This is a genomic window from Acidiplasma cupricumulans, from assembly GCF_001402935.1.
Taxonomy (GTDB): Archaea; Thermoplasmatota; Thermoplasmata; order Thermoplasmatales; family Thermoplasmataceae; genus Acidiplasma; species Acidiplasma aeolicum.
This window is the reverse complement of the sequence record NZ_LKBH01000125.1, coordinates 1-22,455: the sequence shown is the minus strand read 5'-3', so window position 1 is coordinate 22,455 and position 22,455 is coordinate 1. Positions and strand designations below refer to the sequence as shown.

Genomic DNA, 22,455 nt, shown 5'->3' with positions numbered 1-22,455 from the left:
TATATAAGAAAAAATAATACTTTCTATTGGATTAAAGGTCATGGAGTTAGAAAATCGTGTTAAAAAATATTTTGCTATTGAGGAAGAGGCCCTAAAAAAGGTCAAAATATCAGTTCCAAAGGAGTCGCATTTATACCAAATAGCATCGGATCACCTTGAAATGGTAAAAAATTATTACAACGATGCACGATATTTTTATGAAAAAAATGATTTAATTAATGCTTTTGCAGCATTGAATTATTCATATGGCTGGCTTGATTCCGGGATTAGGCTGGGAATATTTACAGGTGGTCCGGACTACCGGTTATTTACTCAGTTTAGATGATTAACCTCATCAGCATTATTTTCAACGCTATATATATTAAGGTTTTTATCTTCTTTGGGTATCTCTGTTTTTATTAGTTTTTCAATTACAGGCTCAAGTCTTGAATTTAAATATTTTGATGCCTTATTAAAGGATTCAACAGTTTTATTTATGTTTCTTGATAAATCATTCAATGCACCTGTAAAATCATCCAGCTGTTTATAAAATTCCTTTACATCAGCAATAAGCGAATTAAAATTATTGTATGTGTTAACATCCCTCCATCCCATATGTATTGTTAATAAAAGTGATATTAGGGTTATGGGTGTTGCAATGATAACCTTTTTTGATATAGCATCCTCTATTATACTGCTTGAATTTTCCATTATTATACCAAGAAGTGATTCCAAAGGTATAAACATTATAACAAAATCTACAGAATTATTGAATTTTTCCCAGTATTTTTTATTTGAAAGCTCTCTAACGTGGTTATTAAAGGCGGATACATACCTGGTCAGTTGATCCTTATTTTCTGGATTTTCTAAGTACTCAAAATATCCTGTCATTGGAACTTTGGAATCTATTATTACCCGCCTATTATTTGGCATTCTTATTATCATATCTGGTTTTGCCTCACTGTCATTAGATGCTGTTTGTTCTGAAAAATCACAGTAGGGAGACATTCCGGCCATTTCAACTATCCTCCTTAAAGTTATTTCTCCCCATTTCCCCCTTATGGATGGATTTTTTAATGCATATACAAGCTTATTCGTATCTGTTTCAAGGGAGTTTATCTTTTTATATAAATTTTCAATATTGTTATTAAGTGACCCAAGTTCCATTTTTCTGCTTTTTTCTGCACTTTCTAAATATTCATTATAGCTCTTTAAAGATTCTTTTAATGGCTCAATTATACTGCTTATTTTTAAAAGATTTTTCTCATTTTCCTGCCTTTCAGTTTCAATGGCGTTTTTAAATACCATTGAACCAGTATTAATTAAATTACTGTTCTGATCATTTATATATTTATTAATGACATCCTTAAAATTCATATTAAGTTTTTCAAGCATTGAATTCATAGTTTTTCTGGAAATAACGTAATAAATTAAAATGCCTGAAATAATACCGGCACCCATGCCTGAAAGAAACCACTGAAGATTTATATTTAGCATGGTTATAGGATTTAATATAATAATTTAATCTTTGTCATACCTAGTCCAACAAATACTGTAAATTTATTAAATAGTTAAGCATGATATACTTAAAATTATAATTTAGAAAATTAATTAAATAAAATATATAATCTGCCTTATAAAAATATTAATTTTTAAATCACGCTATAAATTTAAGCGGGTCCGAAGGGATTTGAACCCTTGACCGATGGATTAAGAGTCCATCGCTCTACCTAGCTGAGCTACGGACCCACACCTATGTATAACAAAATAGTATTTTAACTTTTAATAATTATAATCCTCTGTTTAATACATTTAAAATAATAACTTTTAATATTAGTATTGAATATAACCCGTAAATGGTAAGGTATATACCAATTGGCAATGGAAAATTGCTTGTTAGCTTTAATAATGATTATAATCTTACGGATATATATTTTTCAAGAGAAATGGCTGAGAATCATAGTGGTGGTAGGCCGTTTAAATATGGTATTTCAGTGGATAATAATTTTGTCTGGATGAACAAAAATTTCCTTATTTCCAAAGATTATTTTGATCATACAATGATTGGAATTGCAAAATATAAAATTTCAGACGTATATTTTGAGGATCAAAATTTTGTTGATATCTATGAGGATATCTTTGTAAGAAAGGTTAAGATTTTGAATACAACTGATACGATTAAAAAAATTAAATTATTTTTCCACCAGAATTTTTCAATATACGGAAATAATATTGGTGATACAGCTTTTTATTACCCATACAACAATTCTATAATACATTACAAGGGAAGGAGATATTTTATGATATCCACCCTGGATGGTAATACCTCCTTTGATCAATATTCCGTGGGAATAAAGGATTTTAATGGTTTGGCAGGTACATGGAAGGATGCAGAGGATGGTGAACTTGCAATGAATACAATTGCAACCGGATCCGTTGATTCAATAATTAGGCATACAATTTCCATAGACCCAAAAGCATCATTTGAACTGTATTATTATATACTGGCAGCCAGAGATTTAAAATCACTTCTTGAAACATCAAAGGAGATAACTGTTGAGAACCTGGAAAGAATGCTTAAGAGAACTGAAAATTTTTGGGAATTATGGGTGTCAAAATTTCAGGTTAACCTTGACAATTCATTGAATGAAATGTTTAAAAAATCGTTATTTATCATAAGGTCACATATTAATGATAAGGGCGCGGTTCTGGCATCAAGCGATAGCGAAATCCTTAGAAGCAATATGGACTCATATTACTATTCATGGCCTAGAGACGCGGCATATGCAGCTATTTCAATGATTATGTCTGATCACGGAGACCCTGCAAAATTATTTTTTGATTTTTGTATATCCACAATATCAGATGATGGTTATTTTTATCATAAATACAATCCTGATGGTAAAATAGCAAGTAGCTGGCTTCCATATTACATGAATGGAAAAAGAATACTACCAATACAGGAGGATGAATCCGCCCTTGTCATCATAGCCATTTATTATTATTATTCCGTTTATAAGGATATAGAATATATATCTTATCTTTATGAAAAATTGATAAAAAAAATAGCAGATTTTCTATATGAATTTACATACGAAAACGGTCTTCCCAGGGAATCTTTTGATTTGTGGGAAGAAAGATTCGGAATTAACACATATACCGTGGCCACCGTGTATTCTGCACTTAAATATGCCTCAGCTTTTGCACAGATATTCAATGACATAGATCTCTCAAAAAAATATATGGATAAGGCTGATTTAATGCTAAAGACATTTAAGTCAACATTTTATTCTGATCTAACTGGTTATTATGGCAGAACAATGAATAATGGGAAGATTGACTTTACTCCAGATTCCTCGGTCCTATCACTTATAAACCTTGATGTGCTGCCCCCAGACGATCCGACAATAAAATCAACTGTTAATAATATTGTCTCCAGATTATGGGTTCCTGACACAGGTGGCCTGGCAAGATATGAAAAAGATTTTTATCAGAGACGGGATAACAGATATGATATTCCAGGAAATCCATGGATCATTACGACGCTATGGCTTGCGGACTACTATATCAAGATCAAAAATTTTGATAAGGCCAGAGATTTAATTTCATGGGTTGTGAATCATAGTGAGGCCTCAGGTATATTGTCTGAGCAAATAGACCCTATAACAGGTCAGCCTCTTTCAGTATCCCCATTAACATGGTCACATGCACAGTTTGTAATTACATTAATTAATTATAAAAATGCCATAAATCAAAAATAAAAATTTACAATTGTTTTTATTTAAAATAAAATATTTGAAGTAAAATTTCATATTATAAAACAATAGAACGTGTGATATCTAAATCAAATGTAATTCAATATAACAAAGTTAATAAATATTAAATTAATAACCTTAAAAAAACCATACACATTTGGGCAATGCATTTATGCATCCCGGTTTATCAGAAGTTCTTTCTGATATGGCAGGTGTAACGGTTGGTGATAAAAGATGGCAACTCCGCATCATTCCCGTAGGGGATCAATGGCGTACTATCCCAGGGTACGCGCTAAAAAAATTGGGGCTGATATTCGCTCTTGGCCTGAAATTGAGGGTAAGGCGAAAATTCAGGCATTCGCTGGCTATAAAGTTGGAATGACACATATACAGATGACAGACTATAGAAAAAATAGCGTTACAGCAGGTAAGACAATAATGGCTCCTGTCACCGTTGTTGAGGTCCCTCCGCTTAATGTAATAGCCATTCGTTATTATGAGGAAGGAGACAATGGTCTGCAGGTATTTGCAGAGGAACGTGCAGAAAATATAGATAAATCTGTATTTAGGAGAATACCAGAAATTAAAAATAAAAAGGAATTAAAGGTTGAGATTAAGGACGTTGCAGATGTAAGATTAATAGTCCATACAAATCCAAAAATGGTTCCAAGCATACCCTCAAAAACCCCAGAAATATTTGAGATAAGGATAGGTGGTTCAACAATAGAAGATAGAATAAAGCTTGCAAAGGAAAAACTTGGAAAGGAATTAATATTCAGTGATTTTGCATCTGCCGGCTCGTTTATTGATGTTATATCTGTAACAAAAGGAAAAGGATTCCAGGGCGTTGTAAAGAGATTTGGAGTCAAACTTCTTCCAAGGAAAAACAGAAAGCATAGAAGGATGATTGGTACACTTGGTCCATGGCATCCAGACTGGGTCAGGAATACTGTTCCCCAGGCAGGCCAGGTTGGATTTCATCAGAGAACACTTCATAATATAAGGGTTGTTAAAGTTGATACAAAAGATCATGTTGATGATATAAACGTTAAAGGAGGTTTTCTTAATTATGGCCTGGTTAAAAATGATTATGTCCTGCTTTATGGTTCAATATCCGGACCAGCCAAAAGGTTAATTAAACTAAGAGACCCGGCAAGACAGACAAGGCCAAATGTTGAAAATATAGATATAACCTATATATCAAAGGAATCAAAACAGGGTGATTAAACTTGAAGGTTAATGTATATAATATTGATGGTGAGGTCGAAAAACAGATAGATTTGCCTACTGTATTCGAAATTATGCCCAGGGAAGACCTTATACATAAAGCATTTAAAGCCATTACCTTATCATTACGGCAGCCATATGGGTCTAGCCCGGCTGCGGGAACACGCAGAGTTGGCCATAATCTGGGCCCAAACCATGGAATATCAAGAATACCAAGAATCGCTGGCGGTTCACGTGGAGTACTTCTGGCAAGCATGGTTGGTGGTAGGAGTGCCCACTCACCCAGAAGTGATAAGGTCTTATATAAGAAAATTAATAGCAAAGAATTAAAATATGCAAGATTAAGTGCAATAGCATTAACTGCCAGTAAGGAACATATAATAAAGAGAGGGCACAGGCTTGATGAGGATACAACATCAAATCTAACATTTCCAATAGTGGTTGATAATGACATTGAATCAATAAATAAGGCCAAGGATGCTATGAAATTCCTACAAAATCTTGGTCTTCTGGATGATGTTATTAGGGCAAAAAACGGTGTTAAGATAAGGCCAGGAAGGGGAAAAATGAGGAACAGGCCATATAAACATCCAAAAAGTGTTCTTGTTGTTGGGTCATCACAGGAAAAACTTAGGGCATTTGCAGGCTTGCCGGGCGTTGATGTTGCCACAATAAACAGCCTTAGCATAAGGAAACTTGCCCCAGGAGGCAACCCCGGCAGGCTTACAGTTTATACCGAAAATGTAATTGAGCAGTTAAGAGGTGTTTATTAATGGATTATATAATTACTCCTATAATTACAGAAAAAACTACGTTGATGATGGAAAAGGAAAATAAACTTACATTTCTTGTTGACCGTAGAGGTAAAAAGGATCAGATTAAAAAAGAGGTAGAGGAAAGATTCAATGTTAAGGTTAAATCTATAAATATTATGATAACAAAGAAGGGCAAAAAAGCCATAGTTAAATTAACCGATGACTTTTCTGCTGAAGAAATAGGGGGGAGAATAGGAATATTCTGAGGTGAAAATAAATGGGAAAACATATAATTGCACAGAGAAGGGGGCACGGGTCACTTACTTACCGTAGCCCTAGCTTCAGGCACGTTTCCGAAATTAAACATTTAGGCGATGGTAATTATAAAATTGAGGATATAATACAGGCACCGGGCAGAAATGCACCTGTACTTGTATTAAAAAATGAAAATAATGAAAAAAAATATATGCTTGCATTCAACGGAGCATATGTGGGTCAGGAAATTACGGTTGGTAATGCTGAATCAACATCCGTTGGTTCCACAAATTTTCTTTCAAAAATAGATGACGGTGCCCTTGTATTTAATATAGAGAGCAGGCCAGGGGATGGGGGGAAATTCTGTAGAACTGCCGGATCCTATGGACTTGTTATAAGCCATGGGGAAAGTGTTTCGGTAAAGCTTCCATCTGGCAGAATTAAAGAGTTTAATCCGGGATGCCGTGCCACAGTTGGTGTTGTTGCCGGTTCTGGGGCACGTGATATACCTATATTAAAGGCCGGAACCCACATTAAATATCTGCAGAGCAAGGCAAAGAAGCCATATACAGTTAGAGGTGTTGCAATGAATGCTGTAAATCATCCACATGGTGGAGGTAATCATCAGCATGTCGGCGGCCCAAGCACTGTAGGTCGTGGTGCACCACCAGGAGCAAAGGTTGGAAGATTATCACCTAAAAGGAGGAATAAATCATGGTAGTTAGAAAACAGGCATCTGTAAAATCAATTAAGAGAAGATCACGAAAGGCGCAGAAGGCCATAACAGGGAGGGCAAAGGAATTCCTTTACCGTGGCCATACACTTGAGGAGCTTCAGGGTATGGAACTGGATGAGCTTTTACCGCTACTTCCTGCTAGGGCAAGAAGATCATACAGCAGAGAAATGAATCACGAACAAAAGAAGTTATTTGAAGATCTGCTCAGTGATAAGCAGGATATAAAAACACATGTAAGGGATATAATCATACTGCCACAGTTCGTGGGAAAAACCATAGAACTATATAATGGTCATAGCTATTTGAAGTTTGATATTAAGGGAGAAATGATCGGCCATTACCTTGGAGAGTTTGCCCCTACAAGGAAGGAGGTAAAGCATTCTGGTCCAGGTGTTGGTGCCACAAGGTCATCGAAGTTCCTTCCACTGAAGTGATATTATGAGAGGATACAGCATAAAAAATTTACCGGAAAAATATGCGCTTGCAAGACTTAAGGAAGAAGACATCTCACTTAAGGATGCAGTTAACATAGCACATTTCTTAAAGGGCAAAAAACTAGAATCCGCAAAAAATATACTTGATGGTGTTATAGAAAAAAAGGTACCTGTACCCTATTTTAGGTATCTTGACTCCGTATCACATAGAAAGGGCATCGGACCCGGCAGATATCCGGTTAAGGCTGCCAAGGCCTTCAAAAGGCTGCTTAACGATGTGTCAGCAAATGCTGAATTTAAGGGTCTTTCAGAAAATCTTTTAATATATTCCATAGCTGCATCAAAGGGCAGGGTAATAAAAAAATACACCCCAAAGGCCTATGGAAGGGCAGGCGCATTTTACAAGGAGCTTATTAACGTTGATGTTGTTGTAACTGAGGAGGGTCAGCAATGAAAGAGAAAAAATTTGTCAGTGACAATATAAGAAAGCTACTTGTTAGTGAATACCTAAGAAGGGAAAATGATAGCGCCGGCTTTGGTGGCATGGAAATGAAGAGAACACCATTTGGTACAAACATAACGCTGTATGTAAACAGGCCTGGGCTTGTTATAGGCCGGCATGGAACCAAGATAAAGGACATGACGGAGGAGCTGGAGAAAAAATATAAACTTGAGTCCCCACAGATAGAGGTAAAGGAGGTGGATAATCCAGATTTAAATCCACAGATTATATCAAAGAAGATAGCCCTATCTCTTGAGAAAGGCTGGAATTACAGAAAGGCAGGGAATACAACATTAAGGCGCGTTATAGATCAGCATGCACGTGGCGTATTAATAAGGATCGGCGGTAAAATATCAGGCGAAAGGGCAAGAACGCAGAAGTTTATGTATGGAGAAATTAAATACTCCGGGGAGCCTGCAAGGGCAGGAGTTGATGGCGGCTTCTCAGTTGCAATGCTTAAAACTGGTGTCATAGGCGTATATGTAAAACTGTTAAAATCTGATTACAGGCTTCCTGATGAGATTGGCATTAAACAAAACCCTGTACAGCCTGTAAATGAATCGCCTGAAAATAATGAGGTGGAGGATAATGGAACTGAAGAGTAAGGATTTAAGATCCATGAGCAATGAGGAGTTAAATCAAAAACTCAAATCCCTTAAGGATTCATTGCTAAGGGAAAGGGCATCTGTTGCAATGGGTGGTGCCCCATCAAGCCCTGGCAAGATGAGATCCATAAGGAGGCAGATAGCCAGAGTGTTAACAATAATGGAGGAAAAAGAAGAATGAAAGATAAAGATTTTACCGGGATGCCGAAGGAGCTGCAGCCATGGGAGGGCTTTAACAGGAATAATGAGGTAGTTAGAATAAGTGTAGATAAAAGACGGTACGGAAAAACAGTTACTGTTATTGAGGGAATAGACCCAAAATCCGAAAACCTCAACGATATTGCCAAGGTATTAAAGAAGAAGGCTGCCTCCGGAGGAACAGTTAAGGACGGTAAATCTATAGAACTTCAGGGAGACCATAGGGAAACCATTAAAAAAGAACTAGAAAATATGGGATTTAAGGTTCAATTAGTATGATAAATAATGATATATATCTTCAGGAATTCATCGGAAACTATATAGAAGTCATATCCTCATCAAATAACAACAACATTGGCCTGCATGGATATGTGGTTGATGAAACAAAGAATACATTGATTATAGATCATTCAGGCAAACAAAAGGTCGTACCTAAGGCATATTCAAAATTTCGAATATGGATATCAGGAAATCCGTATGATCTGGAAGGTTCATTAATAATAATGAAGCCTGAAGATAGGACAAAAGAAAAAAAGAAGATATTTAAAAAATTAAGGAGAAATGATTAAGATGAAAAACATAGGCATTGATGTTAAACTGCCGGAGAAGGAATGCACTGACGTTAACTGTCCATTTCACGGGCATTTGACAGTAAGAGGGCAGATAATAGTAGGTACTGTTGTATCCAATAAAATGAATAAGAGCATAGTTGTCAGAAAGGAATCCAAGGAGCTTATAAAAAAGTATGAGAGGTATGCAACGAAATTCTCCAAATATCATGCACATCTGCCGGATTGCATCGATGTAAAGCCCGGTGATAAAGTAAAAATTGCTGAATGCAGAAAGCTTGCAAAAACCATTAGTTTCGTTGTAATAGAAAAGGTGGATTAAATGAAGGGTATATCTGGGAATGAAGCAAGAGGTTTACCACTGGGTGCTGTTATCCCATGTGCGGACAATACCGGTGCAAAATTGGTTAGCCTTATAGGTGTAAAGGCACTTCATACAGTCGCAAGAAGAATACCTGCAGCCGGTGTTGGAGATTTATTAATAGCTAGTGTTAAGAAGGGCACACCAGAAATGCGAGCCAAGGTTGTATATGCAGTTGTGGTAAGGCAGAAACGCCCATACCGCCGTGCAGATGGTAACCTTATACAGTTTGAGGATAATGCTGTTGTTCTTGTTACCCCTGATGGCGAGGTTAGGGGCTCTGAGATAAAGGGACCTGTAGCAAGGGAGGCTGCTGAAAGGTGGCCCAGGATTGCTGCTATAGCTTCAACAATAGTGTGAGGTAAAATTATGATAAACAATAAAATAAATGTATCATTAAGTAAAGATTTAAGGAAAAAATATGGGATAAGGCGTTTCCCAATTTCTAAGGGTGATGTTGTAACCATAATATCAGGGTCAAGAAAAGGCGAGGGTGGCAAGGTAATTGATGTTAACCATAAAAATAAGAAGATATCAATTGAGGGCATAACAATAGCGAAGGCAGACGGTAAGCAGGTTGCATACTATGTGGATCATAGCAATCTGCAGATAACAAGGCTTGATCTATCAAGGACAGACAGACAGGCCAAACTTAGAGAGATAACTGCCGCTAGGAATTTGCCACCTCCAGAACCGGAAGAAATTAAACAGGAGGAAACCACAGAGACTGTAACAGAAGGCGGAGAGTCAGAAAAAACGGCAGAAGATGAAGGTAGTGAAGAGGAAATTAATGATGAAAATAATAAAGATGTAATAAAAGAAAATGGTGATAATAATGAAAACTAAAATAATGATGGCCTCAAATAGATTAAAAATACCCAGAAAAACCCATTTCTGGTCTGTTACACCATCTCCGGGTACCCATAAAAAGGAAGACGCACTACCATTATTAATTGCCTTAAGAGATTATCTGAAGCTTGGTGACAAGGAAAGGGAAATAACAAGAATACTCGCAAATGGAGATGTAATGGTAGACAACAAGGTTGTAAAGGATAGGAGATTTCCGGTTGGATTCATGGATACAATATCCATTAAGACCATAAATCAGGATTTTCTCGTACTTTATGATAAGAAGGGTAAAATAATAATTACAAAAAACCCCGAGGAAAATAAGGGAATGAAACTATTGCAGGTAAAAACAAAAACAGTAATTGGCAAGGATAAATATCAGATAGGGTTCCATAATGGCTTTTCAATAATAACGGATAAAAATGACCTAAATACATATGATGTTGTACTTGTAAAAATGCCAAAGGTTGAGATACAGGAGGTTATGAGATTAATACCTGGCAATAAAGCGTTTATTATCGGTGGATCACATGTTGGCGAAATAGGCACAATAAAATCTGTTGAGGTTAATAAATCCTCCGGAAGCAATTTTGTGCATTTCAATGAGGGATTTACAACCGTTAAAAACTATGTGTTTGTTATTGGCAATCCAAAATACACATTTAAAATACCAGAAAACGAGGTGATGGCATATGATGAGTGAACAGAAAACAAACCCCATGAGTACAATTGTTATAGACAAGGTCGTTATAAATATCGGTGTTGGGGCTGCTGGAGAGCACCTAAATAAAGCTGCAAAGGTTATAGAACTGTTAACACACCACAAACCAGTGTTTACCAAGGCAGAAAAAACAATAAGGGATTTCAATATAAGAAAGGGACTTAGTATTGGTGCCAAGGTAACATTAAGAAAAGATGATGCATACAAGTTTTTAAAGGAAGCATTTTATGCCAAGGATTATAAAATACCCGTATATTCATTTGATAGGCAGGGTAATGCATATTTTGGAATAACAGATTATACAGATTTTAAGGGAATGAAATATGATCCCGATATAGGTATATTTGGCATGGATATAGCAATAGTTTTTAGAAGGCTCGGAGGATACAGAATATCAAAAAGAAGAATAAATCCAAAGCACATACCCAATAAAATAAGAATAACCAAGGAAGAGTCCATGAAATTTTTAGAGGATAATTTTAATGTAAAAATAGTGAGGTGAACATAAATGAGTCAAATAAAGCTTCAACCAAAGAAAAATTTCGGGCATGTAAACGGCTGTGTGAGGTGTGGCAGAAAACGCGGTATTGTAAGAAGATATGGAATCAATATGTGCAGGCAGTGCTTTAGGGAAACTGCAGGGAAAATTGGATTTAGAAAATACAGCTGAGGTGATATTAATATGAAAAGTGATCCATTAAATGATGTAATAAATTCAATAAAAATGGCTTCAAGAATAGGAAAGAATGAAATATATCTATCACCAGCATCGGTAGTCATAGGACGTGTGCTAAAGGTTATGCAGGATTATAACTATATAAAAAGCTTTGAGGTGGTGGATGAAGAAAGAGGAGGAAAATTTAAGGTGGTTTTAAGCGACACAATAAATAACTGTGGTGTAATAAAGCCCAGATTATCTGTAAAAAAATCCAATATAGAAAAATACGAGGCAAGATACCTCCCAGCCCAGGACTTTGGTATTATAATACTTACAACCACGAAGGGCATTATGAGCCATCTTGAGGCCAGAAAATATGGTATTGGTGGGAAACTAATGGCCTATGTTTATTAAAATAAATGGTGTTTAAAATGATAAAGTGGGAAGAAAAATCAAGAATAAAAATTCCTGGAGACGTTCAGGTTTCAATGGATGGAACTATCCTTAAGGTTAAGGGTAAGCTTGGGGAAACATCCAGAAACTTTAGGGATAAATATGTAAGGGTATCAATATCAGAAAATAATGTAATTATTGAGGCAAGCAAGGAAAACAAGTTCATAAAGGGCATAGTTGGAACATGGGTGTCTGAAACCAATGCAATGTTTGAGGGTGTCACAAAAGGCTATAAATATGAAATGAAAATAGATTTCACACACTTCCCAATGAGGGTCTCAGTACGTGGTGATAGCCTGTATGTTGAGAATTTCCTTGGTGGAAAGGCCCCAAGAATAGCAAAAATTCTTAAAAACTGCAAAGTTTCAGTCAAGGGTGACAGGGTAATAATTGAGGGCATAGACAAACGCGACATTGGTGATACTGCAGCCAACATAGAAAAGGCAACATACATTAAGCACTTTGATTCAAGAGTATTTCAGGACGGCATTTATTTATTAAAGGGGGTGAATCCTGATGAGTTATAAACCCGCACTATCTAAGGAACAAAAGAGATTATTGAAGAAGAAGAATGAGGATAACAGAAGGCGTGTTGAATTCCACAGGCAGGAATGGTTCAGATATAAGAAGCTTGGTGATTCATGGAGAAGGCCAAGAGGCAAGCATTCAAAGATGGCAAACCATGTTGGTTACCGTCCTCCTGTAGTAAAACCAGGATACAGAACGCCAAAAATAGTGCGTGGTCTGCACCCCTCAGGATTTAAGGAAGTTCTTGTCCATAACGTTGCTGAACTTAAAAAACTTAATCCGGATCTTGAAGGTGCAAGGGTGGCATCAGCCGTTGGATATAAGAAAAGGATTGAAATAGAAAGCGAGGCTGAAAACCTTGGAATTCATGTGTTCAATAAGGTGGTAAGATGAAAATGGAAAGCGTTAAGGCTATAGCTGCTGAGGAACTCAAGGTTGGAAAATCAAGGGTATGGGTGGATACAAATAACCTTGATAAGGTGCTTGATACAACATCAAGGGATGATGTTAGAAAGCTTATAGACCTTCATATAATACAGAAAAAAAATAAAAAAGGCAATTCAAATTACAGGTTAAAGAAGAGGATTTCCCAGCTTCAAAAGGGAAGGAGAAGAGGACCAGGTTCCGTTAGAGGAACAAAATATGCTAGATATCCACGTAAAAGAAGATGGATCACATTAATAAGGGCTCTTAGATCAGAATTAAGAACCTTAAAGGCTGAAAACAAAATAGATCAAAAAGTATACCGCAGATATTATAGAATAATCAAAAGCGGAACTTTTACCTCAAGGGCCCAGCTGGTTTCACATCTAAAATCTTCATCAAATATGGCAGGTGATAAAAATGAAAACAATACCAGTTCTTAAGAGAAGAAAGGAAGGAATTACAGATTATTATAAAAGATACAAACTTCTGAAGGCCGGGGCAACCAGGGCTGTTGTAAGGCCGAGCAATAAGGGCTTTACAATACAGTTTACAGATTATTCCCCAGACGGGGACAGAATTTTACTTACAGTTACAGATAAAACACTAAAAAAGATATACAATCTTAAGGGAAATAACATTCAGATGTATTACCTTGGCGGTTATCTAGCAGGTAAAATGGCAAAGCAGAAGGATATAAGCGAGGCCGTTCTGGATACCGGCAGGTATAAGTTCATGCATGGTGGGCGTTTTGCCGCAGCATTGAAGGGTATGATAGACGCCGGTATTGACATACCTGCTGATGAATCAGTGTTTCCATCTGAAGAAAGATTAAACGGTGGACATTTAAAAAATGCAATAAATCTTGAAGAATATAAAAATAAGGGTGTATAAATATGGATGAGGAATGGGTTCCAAAAACAGAACTAGGAAGACTTGTGGCAAACGGCCAGATCAATACAATAGGTGAGGCACTTCATACTAAATTACCATTGAAGGAATACCAGATAGTTGACTATCTTGTTCCTGATCTTAAGGATGAAATTATAAATATTGAAAGGGCTCAGAGAATGACCGATTCCGGTAGGAGAATGAATTATTCCATAACAGCTGTTGTCGGCAATGGCAATGGTTATGTTGGTATTGGCATGGGAAAGGCAAAGGAGGCTGCACCTGCCATAAGGAAGGCAATAAACAATGCAAAAACCAATATAATAGAAATAAAAAGGGGATGTGGCTCATGGGAATGTGGTTGCGGAAGGCCACACTCATTACCATTTTACATTGTTGGAAAATCCGGATCGGTTACAGTAAAATTGAAGCCTGCGCCACAGGGAGTTGGTCTTGCTGTAGGTGATGTGGCAAAGGTTATACTTAAAATGGCAGGAATAGAAGATGCATGGGGATTTGCATCAGGCCATACAAAAACAACAGTCAATTATGCGCTTGCCACTTTTGATGCGTTAAAGAAAACGGTATCTATGAAAATAAATCCAAAGATTACGCTTTCAACGCCAATTTATGTAGGGGGTATAGGAAATGATAGCAATAATAAGGATTAGAGGAAGCACAGGAATAAAACCAGGTATAGAAAAAACATTAGAACTTTTGAACCTTCACAGCATTAATCATATGGTAGTTTATGATGAGACGCCAAGCATTAAGGGCATGCTTCAAATAGCCAAAGATTATCTAACATGGGGAGAGGTTGATGCAGATACACTTGAATTATTACTTGAAAACCGTATATTACTGAGAGGCAGGAAAAAAATAGACGATGAGCATCTTAAGGCCATGGGATTCTCATCATATAGGGATCTTGCTGATGCAATTATATCAGGAAAAGTTAAATTAAATAAATCTAATGATATAATTCCTGTAATAAGGCTTAATCCTCCCAAAGGTGGATATGAGGCAATACAGAAGCAGTATAAACAGGGCGGATCTGCAGGTTATCGCGGGAAAAATATTAATGAATTAATTAAAAGAATGATTGTATCTGGGGTTGATTTAAATGGTCAGAACGAGAACTAAAAAGCTAAGAGGTGGCCATTACGGCCGAGGAATGAAAGCCGGTAGAGGCAAGGGTAAGAAAGGAGGAAATGGAATGGCCGGCCTTGGTGGCCATAGAAAGATCTGGCTCCTTAAGAACGATAGAAATCATTATGGTGTTCATGGTTTTCACTCACATGCACAAAAATATGAAAATTCAATTACATTAAATCAGCTGATGAATATCTATGATGATCTTAAGGCAGATGGGTATGTCAATGATGATGTAATAGATTTAAAATCAGCAGGATATACAAAGCTCCTTGGTACCGGTAATTTTAACATTAAGTCGAAAATAATTATAGACAATGCAACCGAAAAGGCTATTAATAAGCTTTCCAATTACGGTATTACGATAGAAAATGACAGAGATTCACAGGAATAAAGGGGCTGCCATTCCAGTTATATTCGTATTTGCAATACTACTTGTAATTTTTTATTATTTTGATCATTACACTGGCCTTAAACTGGCAATTGCAGGAATTCTTGTTGCACCCGTTTTCTATATAGCATATCTTTTGTTAAGCTATACAGGGCCAAAGAAAAGCAGGTTATACGGTCTGGAAAACCTAACTGCAAAACTTCCTGCAATAAAAAAGCCATCCGGGCATGTGGAATTCAAGTATAAGATGTTATGGACAGTCCTGATTGTCCTGCTTTATTTTGTTTTAACAAATGTTTACATATATGGTTTAAATACAAAGGATACAATAGATGTATTTGCATCTTTTAGGGCAATATTCGCAGGTGCTTCAGGATCATTAATGGATTTAGGTATTGGCCCCATAGTTACTGCAAGTATTGTTATGCAGTTATTTGCCGGGGCCAAGATTTTCAATTTAGACCTTACAAATGCCGAGGATAAGGCCATTTATCAGGGTGTTCAAAAGCTGCTTGTTATTATCATGATATTTGTTGAGGCAATACCCCAGGCCTTTGGTTTCCTGGTTCCGGATGCCTCTCTTGTTTCAAACCTTAATGCGGCTGCTCCTGGCTATGGAGAATTTCTTGCACAGTCAATTATAGTTTTGCAGCTTTTCTTTGGATCATACCTTGTATTTTTAATGGATGAGGTTGTTTCCAAATATGGTATAGGTTCAGGTATTTCATTATTCATCGCTGCAGGTGTATCACAACAATTATTTACAGGTACATTTAACTGGGTGCCATCCACAATTACAGCCCCATTATCGGTAAGCAACCCACCTGCAGGTGCAATACCCAAGGCAATATACCTATTTTTAAACAGTCCGGCCAGTTTAACAAATACCGGCATGGAGCAGATACTATTTGCGCAGCCAAATCCCATGATAGCATTAGTCGGCACCCTGTTAATATTCTTTATTGTTGCATATTTCCAGAGCAGCAAAATAGAATTGCCAATATCACATGAAAGGGTAAGGGGTGCAAGGGGAAGGTACCCGCTTCAATTATTATACGCATCAAATATACCGGTCATACTTGCCACAGCACTTCTGGCCAATATATCAATGTGGACATTATTATTCTGGAGCAGTCCTGTGCTAAGCAAGATACCCATACTTGGTCATAATAAACTTCTTGGTGGCTATCCATCAGCAACACAGGTAACCGCATTGGGAATATCAAACACAACCCCAACCAGCGGTCTAGCATACTACTTATACACACCAAATGGGCTATCGGACTGGCTGTTCCCTATACTCGAACCAAAAGTTTCCCAGAATGTACTGTTAGGGCACACACCAATAGAGGAGGTTATACACGTCATTGTATTTATGGCATTTCTCGTTGGTTTCAGTATTTTATTCGCTAAATTCTGGATAGAAACTACAAACATGGGTGCAGGTGCCGTTGCCAGGCAGATAAGGTCAAGCGGCATGCAGATACCTGGTTTTAGAAGGGATCCGAGGGTAATGGAAAAGGTTTTAAGCAAGTACATACCTGCAATCACAATATTTAGCGGCGCCATAGTTGGTTTGCTGGCCGGTGGTGCAGATTTAATAGGAACCGTTGGTGACACCAGTGGTACCGGCCTTTTACTTGCTGTTGGTATAGTAATTCAGTTCTACGAGGCAATGGGAAGGGAGCAGTTAATGGAAATGCATCCCATGATAAGACAGTTTTTCATTGGTGGATAAATGAGGGTAATAGTTTCTGGTATTCCGGGGGTTGGCAAGTCCACTGTTATCGATCTGGTTTCGCAGAGATCCGATTATAGTGTTAAGAACTTTGGCACAATAATGTTTGAAACTGCAAGAACAATGTATCAAATTAATAACAGGGATGAAATGAGGAAGCTGGACATAAAGGCCCAGATAGAACTTCAGAGAAATGCGGCCATTGAACTTGGAAAGATGGATAATATAATTATCGACACACATATGTCAATTAAATCACCATCAGGATATCTTCCAGGACTTCCTGAATGGGTTCTTAAGGAGCTAAATATATCATCATATTTTCTAATTGAGGCGGACCCTGATAAAATACTAACTCATAGATTGAATGACCCCACAAGGATTAGGGATAATGACACAGAAAAAGATATAAAAGAACATCAGGAAATAAACAGGTATTATGCCGTTGCCTATTCTGTTTATTCAGGTGCCACAGTTAACTTTATATATAATCCAGAAAATCATCCAGAGGAAGCAGCAGAAAATATTTTGAGGAGGTTATAAAAATGCAACAGGCAAATAAACCCGCAGCCCAGCAGCAGATGCAAAAGTTTTTGATGATAGAGTTTATATTCATGTTTGCTGGTCTTGGGTTAATATTTATTATTAGCGATCCAGCAATAAGGAATCCCATAGGATACGATATGAACAAGGTATTTATGCCAATACTTGGATTTCATTATCAGTACCCTATCTTAACCATAATGCTTACAGGTATTATATTAGGTTTAATATCATCGATACCAAGGTATTTTTTCACTGACTGGATTAAAATGGGTAAGGCACAAACTGTCAGCAGGGCATATCAGCAGGCGATGAGACAGGCGATGCGTGATGGTGACAGGGTAAAGGTTCAGAAACTGCAAAAAATGTCCATGGAGAGACAGATGGATCAGGCTGCAATATCAATGAATACAATGAAACCTCTATTTGTTACAGAGGTTTTTTTCTTTTTGATCTTTATCTGGCTTTATGTATTCATACTGACATTAAATTATCAGGTTGTTGCAATGCCATGGGATTTTGATCTTAACATAGTAACCACAAAGGTTTATATAATACCATTATGGATGGCCCTTTATACACTTGGAAACTTGGCTGTCGGTTATTTTGTAACAATGATCATGAAATATGTTGATTTTACATACAAAATAAAGAAAATTGAGGAGGAGGAAGCCTCTTCACTATGATAGTTACAATAAGTGGTGAATCAGGATCAGGTAAAACAACGGTTGGAAAATTACTGGCAGATAAATTAAATTATAGATTTTATTCTGGTGGTTATTTTTTTAGAAAGAAGGCTGAAGAGTACCACATGAGCCTGATTGAGTTTAGCAAATACGCAGAGGAAAATAAAAATATAGATATGGAGGAGGACAATTCAATTCTTAATTTTATGAGGGAAAATGACAATATAATAATAGAATCAAGGTTGTGTGGATATCTTTCAAAACATAATAATATAGATGCCTTAAGAATTTTTCTGGAGGCTGATGAAGAGACACGTATATCAAGGATATATTCACGCGATAATAATGCCGGGAGATCATCAATAATATGCCGTGAGAGGTCTGAATTAAGAAGATATATGACATTTTATGGTATTGATTATCGAAATTACATATATTATGATTATATAATTAAAACAGAACTGTACCGGCCGGAGGATATTGTTAATTATATTTATTCTATTATCAATAGATAACATGGAAAATATTAAGTGCATAATCTCAATAAAGCTGTAACTTATGGAAAATATTGAAAACAGTATAAATGGATTCATTGTACTAGATAAACCGGCAGGTCCAACAAGCCATCAGGTGGATTCGTGGGTAAGGGATATTACCGGTGAAAAAAAGGTTGGCCATATAGGCACTCTTGATCCAAATGTTTCTGGGGTTCTTGTCATGGCCCTGGGCAAGGCCACAAAGCTAATTGACATAGTGCATGAAAGGCCAAAGGAATATGTTGCAGTTATGAGATTTTATAAAGAACTTCAAGAAAAAGATATAAGATCAGTATTCTCCCAATTTACTGGAAAGATATACCAGCTTCCACCAGTAAGGTCGGCCGTAAGCAGGGAATTAAGGATAAGGGAAATATATTCATTGGATGTACTTGAAATAAAGGATAAGCTTGTTTTATTTAAGGTGAAATGTGAATCCGGTACTTACATAAGAACATTATGCACTGATATAGGTTATGTTGCAGGCCCAGGCGGACAGATGGCAGATTTAAGGCGGTTATCGACTGGAGATTTCACAGAGAATATGGCACACACCCTGCAGGATTTGAGTGATGCTGTTATTTTGTCAAAACTTGGTAAGCCCGAATACCTTAATAATATGATTATAGGTATGGACTTTATTTTTAAGAACACACCAAAAATTATAATTAAAAAGAGTGCCATTAAGAACATTCTTAAGGGATCAGATATATTCCCACCCGGCATTAAAACTGTGCTGGGGAACCCCAGAAAGGGGGACAGGGTGGCAGTGTATTCAGAGGAAAATGAATTAATAGCCTATGGAACAATGCTTGTGGATACACTTAATGACCTAAAGGCTGTTGACATAGATGGGCTTCTTGTGGAGAGTGATAACGGTGGAAAAGATAATGTGGTACGGCGTGGTGAGGAACGGAAAAATATACCGGTTTATAAACCTGGAAAAAGATTACATAAAAATACTGAACATGCTAAGGAGCGGAATAATACCGGAAACGGAAAAAAACCCATCAGAAACCATACCGGATTTAAGGGAAATAATTCTTTCTTACGAAAAGGAAAGAATAAATGAGGAATTCTCAGGAGACCAGTACATTATAAAAATATATTCGGTTAAAAGGGAACTTGATGAGATTATAAATTTATATCTTGAAAAATTACTGTCAATTTATATGATTATGGACATAAACTACGGTAACGATCCATGTGCATATTTTAATAAATTATTAAATTCCGATGTAAATGATATAGACCGGCTAATAGCAAATATGGGCATTGAGTTATGCCAGTTCAGGGAGAAAATAAGCGATTATCTTTATTCAAAATTAAACAATTACATGCCAAATACAGTAAAATTAATAGGGTATGATTTATGCCTGGAATTTCTCTGGAAAAGTGGTGGTTTAAAAAATCTTGTAAAGTACCCTGCAAGTACATTACAAATTCTGGGTGCTGAAAAGTCATTTTTTAAGCATATGCGTACAGGGTCACCATCACCAAAATATGGCATACTTTTTAATTATCCCGGCCTTTCCTCACTTCCGGTAAAAAAGCGTGGAAAGATAGCAAGAATAATTGCCAATAAGATGGCCATAACCATAAAAATGGATTATTTTGGGAGGTCAGGAGACGTGCAATCCATGAGGGATTATATACTTGAAAAAATGAAAAATTAGGTATAATTTGGCTTTGCAAACGGTGGGATTTCCTCAGGATATCTGCCTGTCAGGCAGCCAGTACACAGATTTGATATGCCTATGGCCTTTTTAAGCCCGTTTATTGAGAGATACCCCAGTGAATCCGCACCTATCTCATTTTTAATGTTCTCCACTGTCTTTTCGTTTGCAATAAATTCATCCTTAGTTTTCATATCCACACCAAAATAGCAGGGTGCAATAATTGGAGGTGACCCTATCCTTACATGAATTTTTCCCGCGCCATCCTTTTTAAGCAGGCTAATAATGAATTTCATTGTATTTCCACGAACAATACTATCATCTATAAGAACAATATCCTTACCTGATATCTCTGATTTTATGGGGTTAAGTTTTAATTTTATTGCATTATACCTGCTTTGCTGATCAGGCATGATAAAGGTTCTATCAGAATATCTATTCTTGATCAGCCCCTCACTGTACGGTATTCCAAGCTGCACTGCATATCCCAGGGCCTGCGACCTTCCAGAATCAGGTACAGGTATTACAACATCAGCCACTGCAGGTTCTTCTATTGCAAGTATTTTCCCCAGATTATACCTGACATTAAAAACCTCCCTGCCATCTATAATGCTATCAGGCCTGGCAAAATAGACATACTCAAACATACAGTGGGAATGCTGCCATTCTATGGTAAATATGCTTTTAATTACACCATTGTTTATCTCAACAAGCTCACCTGGTTTAACATCCCGTATCAATTCACCTGAAACTGTGTCTATTGCAGCGCTCTCTGAGGCTATCATGATGCCATCAGAATTCTTTCCTATTACCAAAGGCCTGTATCCCCTGGGGTCTCTTAAAGCATATAATGTATTATTAATTAGTATGGCCGCTGCATATGAACCTTTAAGTTTAAACATGGCCTTTTTAATTCCATCATATATTCCATATTTATTTATCTCACTGGCCATTAAAATGAGCATTACCTCAGTATCGCTGGAGCTTGTGAATATATATCCATTTTTTTTAAGTTCCTCCCTGAGATCATGTGCATTGGTTATCTCACCATTGTGTGATATCCCTATATAACCAAGAGAACTGGAAATAACAAAAGGACCAGCATTTTCAATTCCCTTGGAACCTGAGGTAGAATACCTGTTATGGCCTATTCCTATATTACCAGGCAAAGACGACGATTTAAAAACCTCTGATACAAGTCCCATGCCCTTGTTTATATGTATACTTCCATCATAGGTGGCCATTCCTGAACTTTCCTGGCCTCTATGCTGAAGGGCCTTTAATCCAAACAAAATATTTATAAAGGCATTATTACCGTAGTATCCAACCACGGCACATTCTTCACTTGGCTTTTGCCCAGTTGTAGTGTCTGATTCTGGGTGATGGGAATCCACAGTAGGAACACCTTTTTTGCCTTATATTATAACTGTTATGGCCGCACCTTCTGCAACGTATGTGCATTTTTTTATTATTCATTTTTCCCATTGCTGCTGTACCATTGCTCATTTTAATCTCCTCCTGATGGTGATATAAATATTATATTGTCACCTCTTAAAAGCATCTTATCAAACACACCCTTATTCTCTCCATTAATTGTTTCTGATACATTTTTAAGTACCAAGTTCATGTATATATCATACCCTTCAAGTATCCCTGAATAGCTTCTGGATCCCTTAACATCTATCATAATGTTTTTCTCAAGTGAATTTTTTAATGTATCCATGGGTCTCGCAATGAATCCTGGTTTATTATTTGCCATTATTTTCACCATCCAAATTATTAATTACAACGTAATATAGAAATGATATAATAACTTTTATGAAACTTATATAAT

General features: G+C 36.7%; 36 protein-coding genes and 1 tRNA gene. 32 read left to right on the top strand and 5 right to left on the bottom strand.

The annotated features are described in order from the left end of the window. The first annotated feature begins 40 nt into the window (after nt 1-40). A complete protein-coding gene (locus tag AOG55_RS03810) occupies nt 41-325 on the top strand; it encodes a DUF357 domain-containing protein (RefSeq protein WP_048101774.1) in 285 nt (94 codons plus the stop codon). Here AOG55_RS03810 and AOG55_RS03805 read toward each other — a convergent pair. Together AOG55_RS03805 and AOG55_RS03800 are read right to left on the bottom strand one after the other, a co-directional pair. Continuing rightward, the gene (locus AOG55_RS03805; protein ID WP_048101773.1) at nt 313-1,476 is read right to left on the bottom strand and encodes a DNA recombination protein RmuC; all 1,164 of its coding nucleotides are present in this window, start codon (nt 1,474-1,476) and stop codon (nt 313-315) included. The two genes, AOG55_RS03810 and AOG55_RS03805, sit on opposite strands and share 13 nt — an antisense overlap. A 178-nt stretch (nt 1,477-1,654) precedes the next feature. Further along, nucleotides 1,655-1,728, bottom strand: a tRNA-Lys gene (locus AOG55_RS03800). A gap of 107 nt (nt 1,729-1,835) precedes the next feature. Here AOG55_RS03800 and AOG55_RS03795 point away from each other — a divergent pair. The 31 genes from AOG55_RS03795 to AOG55_RS03650 all read left to right on the top strand — a co-directional run bounded on the left by AOG55_RS03795 (nt 1,836) and on the right by AOG55_RS03650 (nt 20,621). After that, complete coding sequence (locus AOG55_RS03795) at nt 1,836-3,740, top strand: glycoside hydrolase family 15 protein (RefSeq protein ID WP_048101772.1); 1,905 nt, start codon at nt 1,836-1,838, stop codon at nt 3,738-3,740. A 228-nt stretch (nt 3,741-3,968) separates the two neighbouring features. Continuing rightward, complete coding sequence (gene rpl3p, locus AOG55_RS03790) at nt 3,969-4,961, top strand: 50S ribosomal protein L3 (protein WP_048101771.1); 993 nt, start codon at nt 3,969-3,971, stop codon at nt 4,959-4,961. A 2-nt stretch (nt 4,962-4,963) separates the two neighbouring features. Then, entirely contained in the window at nt 4,964-5,734 is a 771-nt protein-coding gene (gene rpl4p, locus AOG55_RS03785) for a 50S ribosomal protein L4 (protein ID WP_055040912.1), read from the top strand. Next, nucleotides 5,734-5,982, top strand: coding sequence for a 50S ribosomal protein L23 (locus AOG55_RS03780; RefSeq protein ID WP_048101769.1), 249 nt, complete (start codon nt 5,734-5,736; stop codon nt 5,980-5,982). The genes rpl4p and AOG55_RS03780 overlap by 1 nt, the downstream gene beginning before the upstream one ends. 11 nt (nt 5,983-5,993) lie before the next feature. Further along, complete coding sequence (locus AOG55_RS03775; protein WP_048101768.1) at nt 5,994-6,692, top strand: 50S ribosomal protein L2; 699 nt, start codon at nt 5,994-5,996, stop codon at nt 6,690-6,692. Next, nucleotides 6,686-7,141: a 30S ribosomal protein S19 gene (locus tag AOG55_RS03770; protein WP_048101767.1), complete on the top strand. Its 456-nt coding sequence runs from the start codon at nt 6,686-6,688 to the stop codon at nt 7,139-7,141. Before AOG55_RS03775 ends, AOG55_RS03770 begins: the two co-directional genes overlap by 7 nt. A gap of 4 nt (nt 7,142-7,145) precedes the next feature. Continuing rightward, complete coding sequence (locus AOG55_RS03765; RefSeq protein ID WP_048101766.1) at nt 7,146-7,595, top strand: 50S ribosomal protein L22; 450 nt, start codon at nt 7,146-7,148, stop codon at nt 7,593-7,595. Further along, entirely contained in the window at nt 7,592-8,248 is a 657-nt protein-coding gene (locus tag AOG55_RS03760; RefSeq protein WP_048101765.1) for a 30S ribosomal protein S3, read from the top strand. The genes AOG55_RS03765 and AOG55_RS03760 overlap by 4 nt, the downstream gene beginning before the upstream one ends. Then, nucleotides 8,232-8,429 carry a 50S ribosomal protein L29 gene (gene rpmC, locus AOG55_RS03755; RefSeq protein ID WP_048101764.1) on the top strand — a complete coding sequence of 66 codons (198 nt, stop codon included), beginning with the start codon at nt 8,232-8,234 and terminating at the stop codon, nt 8,427-8,429. The genes AOG55_RS03760 and rpmC overlap by 17 nt, the downstream gene beginning before the upstream one ends. Continuing rightward, nucleotides 8,426-8,725: a translation initiation factor gene (gene yciH, locus AOG55_RS03750; RefSeq protein WP_048101763.1), complete on the top strand. Its 300-nt coding sequence runs from the start codon at nt 8,426-8,428 to the stop codon at nt 8,723-8,725. Before rpmC ends, yciH begins: the two co-directional genes overlap by 4 nt. Next, complete coding sequence (locus AOG55_RS03745) at nt 8,722-9,015, top strand: ribonuclease P protein component 1 (RefSeq protein ID WP_048101762.1); 294 nt, start codon at nt 8,722-8,724, stop codon at nt 9,013-9,015. Before yciH ends, AOG55_RS03745 begins: the two co-directional genes overlap by 4 nt. 1 nt (nt 9,016) lies before the next feature. Continuing rightward, a complete protein-coding gene (locus tag AOG55_RS09570) occupies nt 9,017-9,337 on the top strand; it encodes a 30S ribosomal protein S17 (RefSeq protein ID WP_048101761.1) in 321 nt (106 codons plus the stop codon). After that, on the top strand, nt 9,338-9,736 hold the full coding sequence (gene rpl14p / locus AOG55_RS09565) for a 50S ribosomal protein L14 (RefSeq protein ID WP_048101760.1): 399 nt from the start codon (nt 9,338-9,340) through the stop codon (nt 9,734-9,736). It abuts the gene before it with no gap. Nucleotides 9,737-9,745: 9 nt separating this feature from the next. After that, nucleotides 9,746-10,222 carry a 50S ribosomal protein L24 gene (gene rplX, locus AOG55_RS03730; protein WP_048101759.1) on the top strand — a complete coding sequence of 159 codons (477 nt, stop codon included), beginning with the start codon at nt 9,746-9,748 and terminating at the stop codon, nt 10,220-10,222. Further along, a complete protein-coding gene (locus AOG55_RS03725; protein ID WP_048101856.1) occupies nt 10,212-10,928 on the top strand; it encodes a 30S ribosomal protein S4e in 717 nt (238 codons plus the stop codon). The genes rplX and AOG55_RS03725 overlap by 11 nt, the downstream gene beginning before the upstream one ends. After that, complete coding sequence (locus AOG55_RS03720; protein WP_156318741.1) at nt 10,918-11,448, top strand: 50S ribosomal protein L5; 531 nt, start codon at nt 10,918-10,920, stop codon at nt 11,446-11,448. The genes AOG55_RS03725 and AOG55_RS03720 overlap by 11 nt, the downstream gene beginning before the upstream one ends. Before the next feature lie 6 nt (nt 11,449-11,454). After that, on the top strand, nt 11,455-11,616 hold the full coding sequence (locus AOG55_RS09120) for a 30S ribosomal protein S14 (RefSeq protein WP_048101758.1): 162 nt from the start codon (nt 11,455-11,457) through the stop codon (nt 11,614-11,616). A 12-nt stretch (nt 11,617-11,628) separates the two neighbouring features. Next, nucleotides 11,629-12,018: a 30S ribosomal protein S8 gene (locus AOG55_RS03715; protein ID WP_048101757.1), complete on the top strand. Its 390-nt coding sequence runs from the start codon at nt 11,629-11,631 to the stop codon at nt 12,016-12,018. A 17-nt stretch (nt 12,019-12,035) separates the two neighbouring features. After that, complete coding sequence (locus AOG55_RS03710) at nt 12,036-12,584, top strand: 50S ribosomal protein L6 (RefSeq protein ID WP_055040913.1); 549 nt, start codon at nt 12,036-12,038, stop codon at nt 12,582-12,584. Then, nucleotides 12,574-12,978, top strand: a complete 405-nt coding sequence (locus tag AOG55_RS03705) for a 50S ribosomal protein L32e (RefSeq protein ID WP_048101756.1) — start codon at nt 12,574-12,576, stop codon at nt 12,976-12,978. Before AOG55_RS03710 ends, AOG55_RS03705 begins: the two co-directional genes overlap by 11 nt. Next, nucleotides 12,975-13,451 (top strand): 50S ribosomal protein L19e, encoded by a 477-nt coding sequence (locus AOG55_RS03700; protein WP_048101755.1) that lies wholly within the window; start codon nt 12,975-12,977, stop codon nt 13,449-13,451. Before AOG55_RS03705 ends, AOG55_RS03700 begins: the two co-directional genes overlap by 4 nt. Next, on the top strand, nt 13,429-13,902 hold the full coding sequence (locus tag AOG55_RS03695) for a 50S ribosomal protein L18 (protein ID WP_048101754.1): 474 nt from the start codon (nt 13,429-13,431) through the stop codon (nt 13,900-13,902). The genes AOG55_RS03700 and AOG55_RS03695 overlap by 23 nt, the downstream gene beginning before the upstream one ends. Nucleotides 13,903-13,904: 2 nt before the next feature. Then, a complete protein-coding gene (locus AOG55_RS03690; RefSeq protein WP_048101753.1) occupies nt 13,905-14,570 on the top strand; it encodes a 30S ribosomal protein S5 in 666 nt (221 codons plus the stop codon). Next, nucleotides 14,548-15,042 carry a 50S ribosomal protein L30 gene (locus tag AOG55_RS03685; RefSeq protein WP_048101752.1) on the top strand — a complete coding sequence of 165 codons (495 nt, stop codon included), beginning with the start codon at nt 14,548-14,550 and terminating at the stop codon, nt 15,040-15,042. Before AOG55_RS03690 ends, AOG55_RS03685 begins: the two co-directional genes overlap by 23 nt. After that, nucleotides 15,023-15,445: an uL15m family ribosomal protein gene (locus AOG55_RS03680; protein ID WP_048101751.1), complete on the top strand. Its 423-nt coding sequence runs from the start codon at nt 15,023-15,025 to the stop codon at nt 15,443-15,445. Before AOG55_RS03685 ends, AOG55_RS03680 begins: the two co-directional genes overlap by 20 nt. Further along, a complete protein-coding gene (gene secY / locus AOG55_RS03675; protein ID WP_048101750.1) occupies nt 15,423-17,180 on the top strand; it encodes a preprotein translocase subunit SecY in 1,758 nt (585 codons plus the stop codon). Before AOG55_RS03680 ends, secY begins: the two co-directional genes overlap by 23 nt. Beyond that, a complete protein-coding gene (locus AOG55_RS03670) occupies nt 17,181-17,723 on the top strand; it encodes an adenylate kinase (RefSeq protein WP_048101749.1) in 543 nt (180 codons plus the stop codon). 2 nt (nt 17,724-17,725) lie between these two features. Then, on the top strand, nt 17,726-18,409 hold the full coding sequence (locus AOG55_RS03665; RefSeq protein WP_048101748.1) for a DUF106 domain-containing protein: 684 nt from the start codon (nt 17,726-17,728) through the stop codon (nt 18,407-18,409). Continuing rightward, the gene (gene cmk / locus AOG55_RS03660; protein WP_048101747.1) at nt 18,406-18,924 is read left to right on the top strand and encodes a (d)CMP kinase; all 519 of its coding nucleotides are present in this window, start codon (nt 18,406-18,408) and stop codon (nt 18,922-18,924) included. The genes AOG55_RS03665 and cmk overlap by 4 nt, the downstream gene beginning before the upstream one ends. 43 nt (nt 18,925-18,967) lie before the next feature. Then, nucleotides 18,968-20,017: an RNA-guided pseudouridylation complex pseudouridine synthase subunit Cbf5 gene (locus AOG55_RS03655; RefSeq protein WP_048101746.1), complete on the top strand. Its 1,050-nt coding sequence runs from the start codon at nt 18,968-18,970 to the stop codon at nt 20,015-20,017. Beyond that, complete coding sequence (locus tag AOG55_RS03650; protein WP_052656779.1) at nt 19,914-20,621, top strand: hypothetical protein; 708 nt, start codon at nt 19,914-19,916, stop codon at nt 20,619-20,621. Before AOG55_RS03655 ends, AOG55_RS03650 begins: the two co-directional genes overlap by 104 nt. On the opposite strand, the gene purF is transcribed toward AOG55_RS03650, so the two are convergent. From purF to AOG55_RS03640, 3 genes are read right to left on the bottom strand one after another with little or no spacing between them, the layout of a single operon-like run. After that, nucleotides 20,618-22,015 carry an amidophosphoribosyltransferase gene (purF, locus tag AOG55_RS03645; protein ID WP_048101745.1) on the bottom strand — a complete coding sequence of 466 codons (1,398 nt, stop codon included), beginning with the start codon at nt 22,013-22,015 and terminating at the stop codon, nt 20,618-20,620. The two genes, AOG55_RS03650 and purF, sit on opposite strands and share 4 nt — an antisense overlap. Further along, nucleotides 21,963-22,127, bottom strand: a complete 165-nt coding sequence (locus AOG55_RS09115; protein ID WP_048101744.1) for a 50S ribosomal protein L37e — start codon at nt 22,125-22,127, stop codon at nt 21,963-21,965. Before AOG55_RS09115 ends, purF begins: the two co-directional genes overlap by 53 nt. A gap of 1 nt (nt 22,128) precedes the next feature. After that, entirely contained in the window at nt 22,129-22,380 is a 252-nt protein-coding gene (locus AOG55_RS03640; protein WP_048101852.1) for an LSM domain-containing protein, read from the bottom strand. Nucleotides 22,381-22,455: the final 75 nt, after the last annotated feature.

What these genes read in the sequence shown, in the direction of transcription:
- AOG55_RS03810 (WP_048101774.1), top strand. Translation starts at nt 41, where the DNA reads ATGGAGTTAGAAAATCGTGTTAAAAAATATTTTGCTATTGAGGAAGAG.
- AOG55_RS03805 (WP_048101773.1), bottom strand. Translation starts at nt 1,476, where the DNA reads ATGCTAAATATAAATCTTCAGTGGTTTCTTTCAGGCATGGGTGCCGGT.
- AOG55_RS03795 (WP_048101772.1), top strand. Translation starts at nt 1,836, where the DNA reads ATGGTAAGGTATATACCAATTGGCAATGGAAAATTGCTTGTTAGCTTT.
- rpl3p (WP_048101771.1), top strand. Translation starts at nt 3,969, where the DNA reads ATGGCAACTCCGCATCATTCCCGTAGGGGATCAATGGCGTACTATCCC.
- AOG55_RS03780 (WP_048101769.1), top strand. Translation starts at nt 5,734, where the DNA reads ATGGATTATATAATTACTCCTATAATTACAGAAAAAACTACGTTGATG.
- AOG55_RS03775 (WP_048101768.1), top strand. Translation starts at nt 5,994, where the DNA reads ATGGGAAAACATATAATTGCACAGAGAAGGGGGCACGGGTCACTTACT.
- AOG55_RS03770 (WP_048101767.1), top strand. Translation starts at nt 6,686, where the DNA reads ATGGTAGTTAGAAAACAGGCATCTGTAAAATCAATTAAGAGAAGATCA.
- AOG55_RS03765 (WP_048101766.1), top strand. Translation starts at nt 7,146, where the DNA reads ATGAGAGGATACAGCATAAAAAATTTACCGGAAAAATATGCGCTTGCA.
- AOG55_RS03760 (WP_048101765.1), top strand. Translation starts at nt 7,592, where the DNA reads ATGAAAGAGAAAAAATTTGTCAGTGACAATATAAGAAAGCTACTTGTT.
- rpmC (WP_048101764.1), top strand. Translation starts at nt 8,232, where the DNA reads ATGGAACTGAAGAGTAAGGATTTAAGATCCATGAGCAATGAGGAGTTA.
- yciH (WP_048101763.1), top strand. Translation starts at nt 8,426, where the DNA reads ATGAAAGATAAAGATTTTACCGGGATGCCGAAGGAGCTGCAGCCATGG.
- AOG55_RS03745 (WP_048101762.1), top strand. Translation starts at nt 8,722, where the DNA reads ATGATAAATAATGATATATATCTTCAGGAATTCATCGGAAACTATATA.
- AOG55_RS09570 (WP_048101761.1), top strand. Translation starts at nt 9,017, where the DNA reads ATGAAAAACATAGGCATTGATGTTAAACTGCCGGAGAAGGAATGCACT.
- rpl14p (WP_048101760.1), top strand. Translation starts at nt 9,338, where the DNA reads ATGAAGGGTATATCTGGGAATGAAGCAAGAGGTTTACCACTGGGTGCT.
- rplX (WP_048101759.1), top strand. Translation starts at nt 9,746, where the DNA reads ATGATAAACAATAAAATAAATGTATCATTAAGTAAAGATTTAAGGAAA.
- AOG55_RS03725 (WP_048101856.1), top strand. Translation starts at nt 10,212, where the DNA reads ATGAAAACTAAAATAATGATGGCCTCAAATAGATTAAAAATACCCAGA.
- AOG55_RS03720 (WP_156318741.1), top strand. Translation starts at nt 10,918, where the DNA reads ATGATGAGTGAACAGAAAACAAACCCCATGAGTACAATTGTTATAGAC.
- AOG55_RS09120 (WP_048101758.1), top strand. Translation starts at nt 11,455, where the DNA reads ATGAGTCAAATAAAGCTTCAACCAAAGAAAAATTTCGGGCATGTAAAC.
- AOG55_RS03715 (WP_048101757.1), top strand. Translation starts at nt 11,629, where the DNA reads ATGAAAAGTGATCCATTAAATGATGTAATAAATTCAATAAAAATGGCT.
- AOG55_RS03710 (WP_055040913.1), top strand. Translation starts at nt 12,036, where the DNA reads ATGATAAAGTGGGAAGAAAAATCAAGAATAAAAATTCCTGGAGACGTT.
- AOG55_RS03705 (WP_048101756.1), top strand. Translation starts at nt 12,574, where the DNA reads ATGAGTTATAAACCCGCACTATCTAAGGAACAAAAGAGATTATTGAAG.
- AOG55_RS03700 (WP_048101755.1), top strand. Translation starts at nt 12,975, where the DNA reads ATGAAAATGGAAAGCGTTAAGGCTATAGCTGCTGAGGAACTCAAGGTT.
- AOG55_RS03695 (WP_048101754.1), top strand. Translation starts at nt 13,429, where the DNA reads ATGAAAACAATACCAGTTCTTAAGAGAAGAAAGGAAGGAATTACAGAT.
- AOG55_RS03690 (WP_048101753.1), top strand. Translation starts at nt 13,905, where the DNA reads ATGGATGAGGAATGGGTTCCAAAAACAGAACTAGGAAGACTTGTGGCA.
- AOG55_RS03685 (WP_048101752.1), top strand. Translation starts at nt 14,548, where the DNA reads ATGATAGCAATAATAAGGATTAGAGGAAGCACAGGAATAAAACCAGGT.
- AOG55_RS03680 (WP_048101751.1), top strand. Translation starts at nt 15,023, where the DNA reads ATGGTCAGAACGAGAACTAAAAAGCTAAGAGGTGGCCATTACGGCCGA.
- secY (WP_048101750.1), top strand. Translation starts at nt 15,423, where the DNA reads ATGACAGAGATTCACAGGAATAAAGGGGCTGCCATTCCAGTTATATTC.
- AOG55_RS03670 (WP_048101749.1), top strand. Translation starts at nt 17,181, where the DNA reads ATGAGGGTAATAGTTTCTGGTATTCCGGGGGTTGGCAAGTCCACTGTT.
- AOG55_RS03665 (WP_048101748.1), top strand. Translation starts at nt 17,726, where the DNA reads ATGCAACAGGCAAATAAACCCGCAGCCCAGCAGCAGATGCAAAAGTTT.
- cmk (WP_048101747.1), top strand. Translation starts at nt 18,406, where the DNA reads ATGATAGTTACAATAAGTGGTGAATCAGGATCAGGTAAAACAACGGTT.
- AOG55_RS03655 (WP_048101746.1), top strand. Translation starts at nt 18,968, where the DNA reads ATGGAAAATATTGAAAACAGTATAAATGGATTCATTGTACTAGATAAA.
- AOG55_RS03650 (WP_052656779.1), top strand. Translation starts at nt 19,914, where the DNA reads ATGCTAAGGAGCGGAATAATACCGGAAACGGAAAAAAACCCATCAGAA.
- AOG55_RS09115 (WP_048101744.1), bottom strand. Translation starts at nt 22,127, where the DNA reads ATGAGCAATGGTACAGCAGCAATGGGAAAAATGAATAATAAAAAAATG.
- AOG55_RS03640 (WP_048101852.1), bottom strand. Translation starts at nt 22,380, where the DNA reads ATGGCAAATAATAAACCAGGATTCATTGCGAGACCCATGGATACATTA.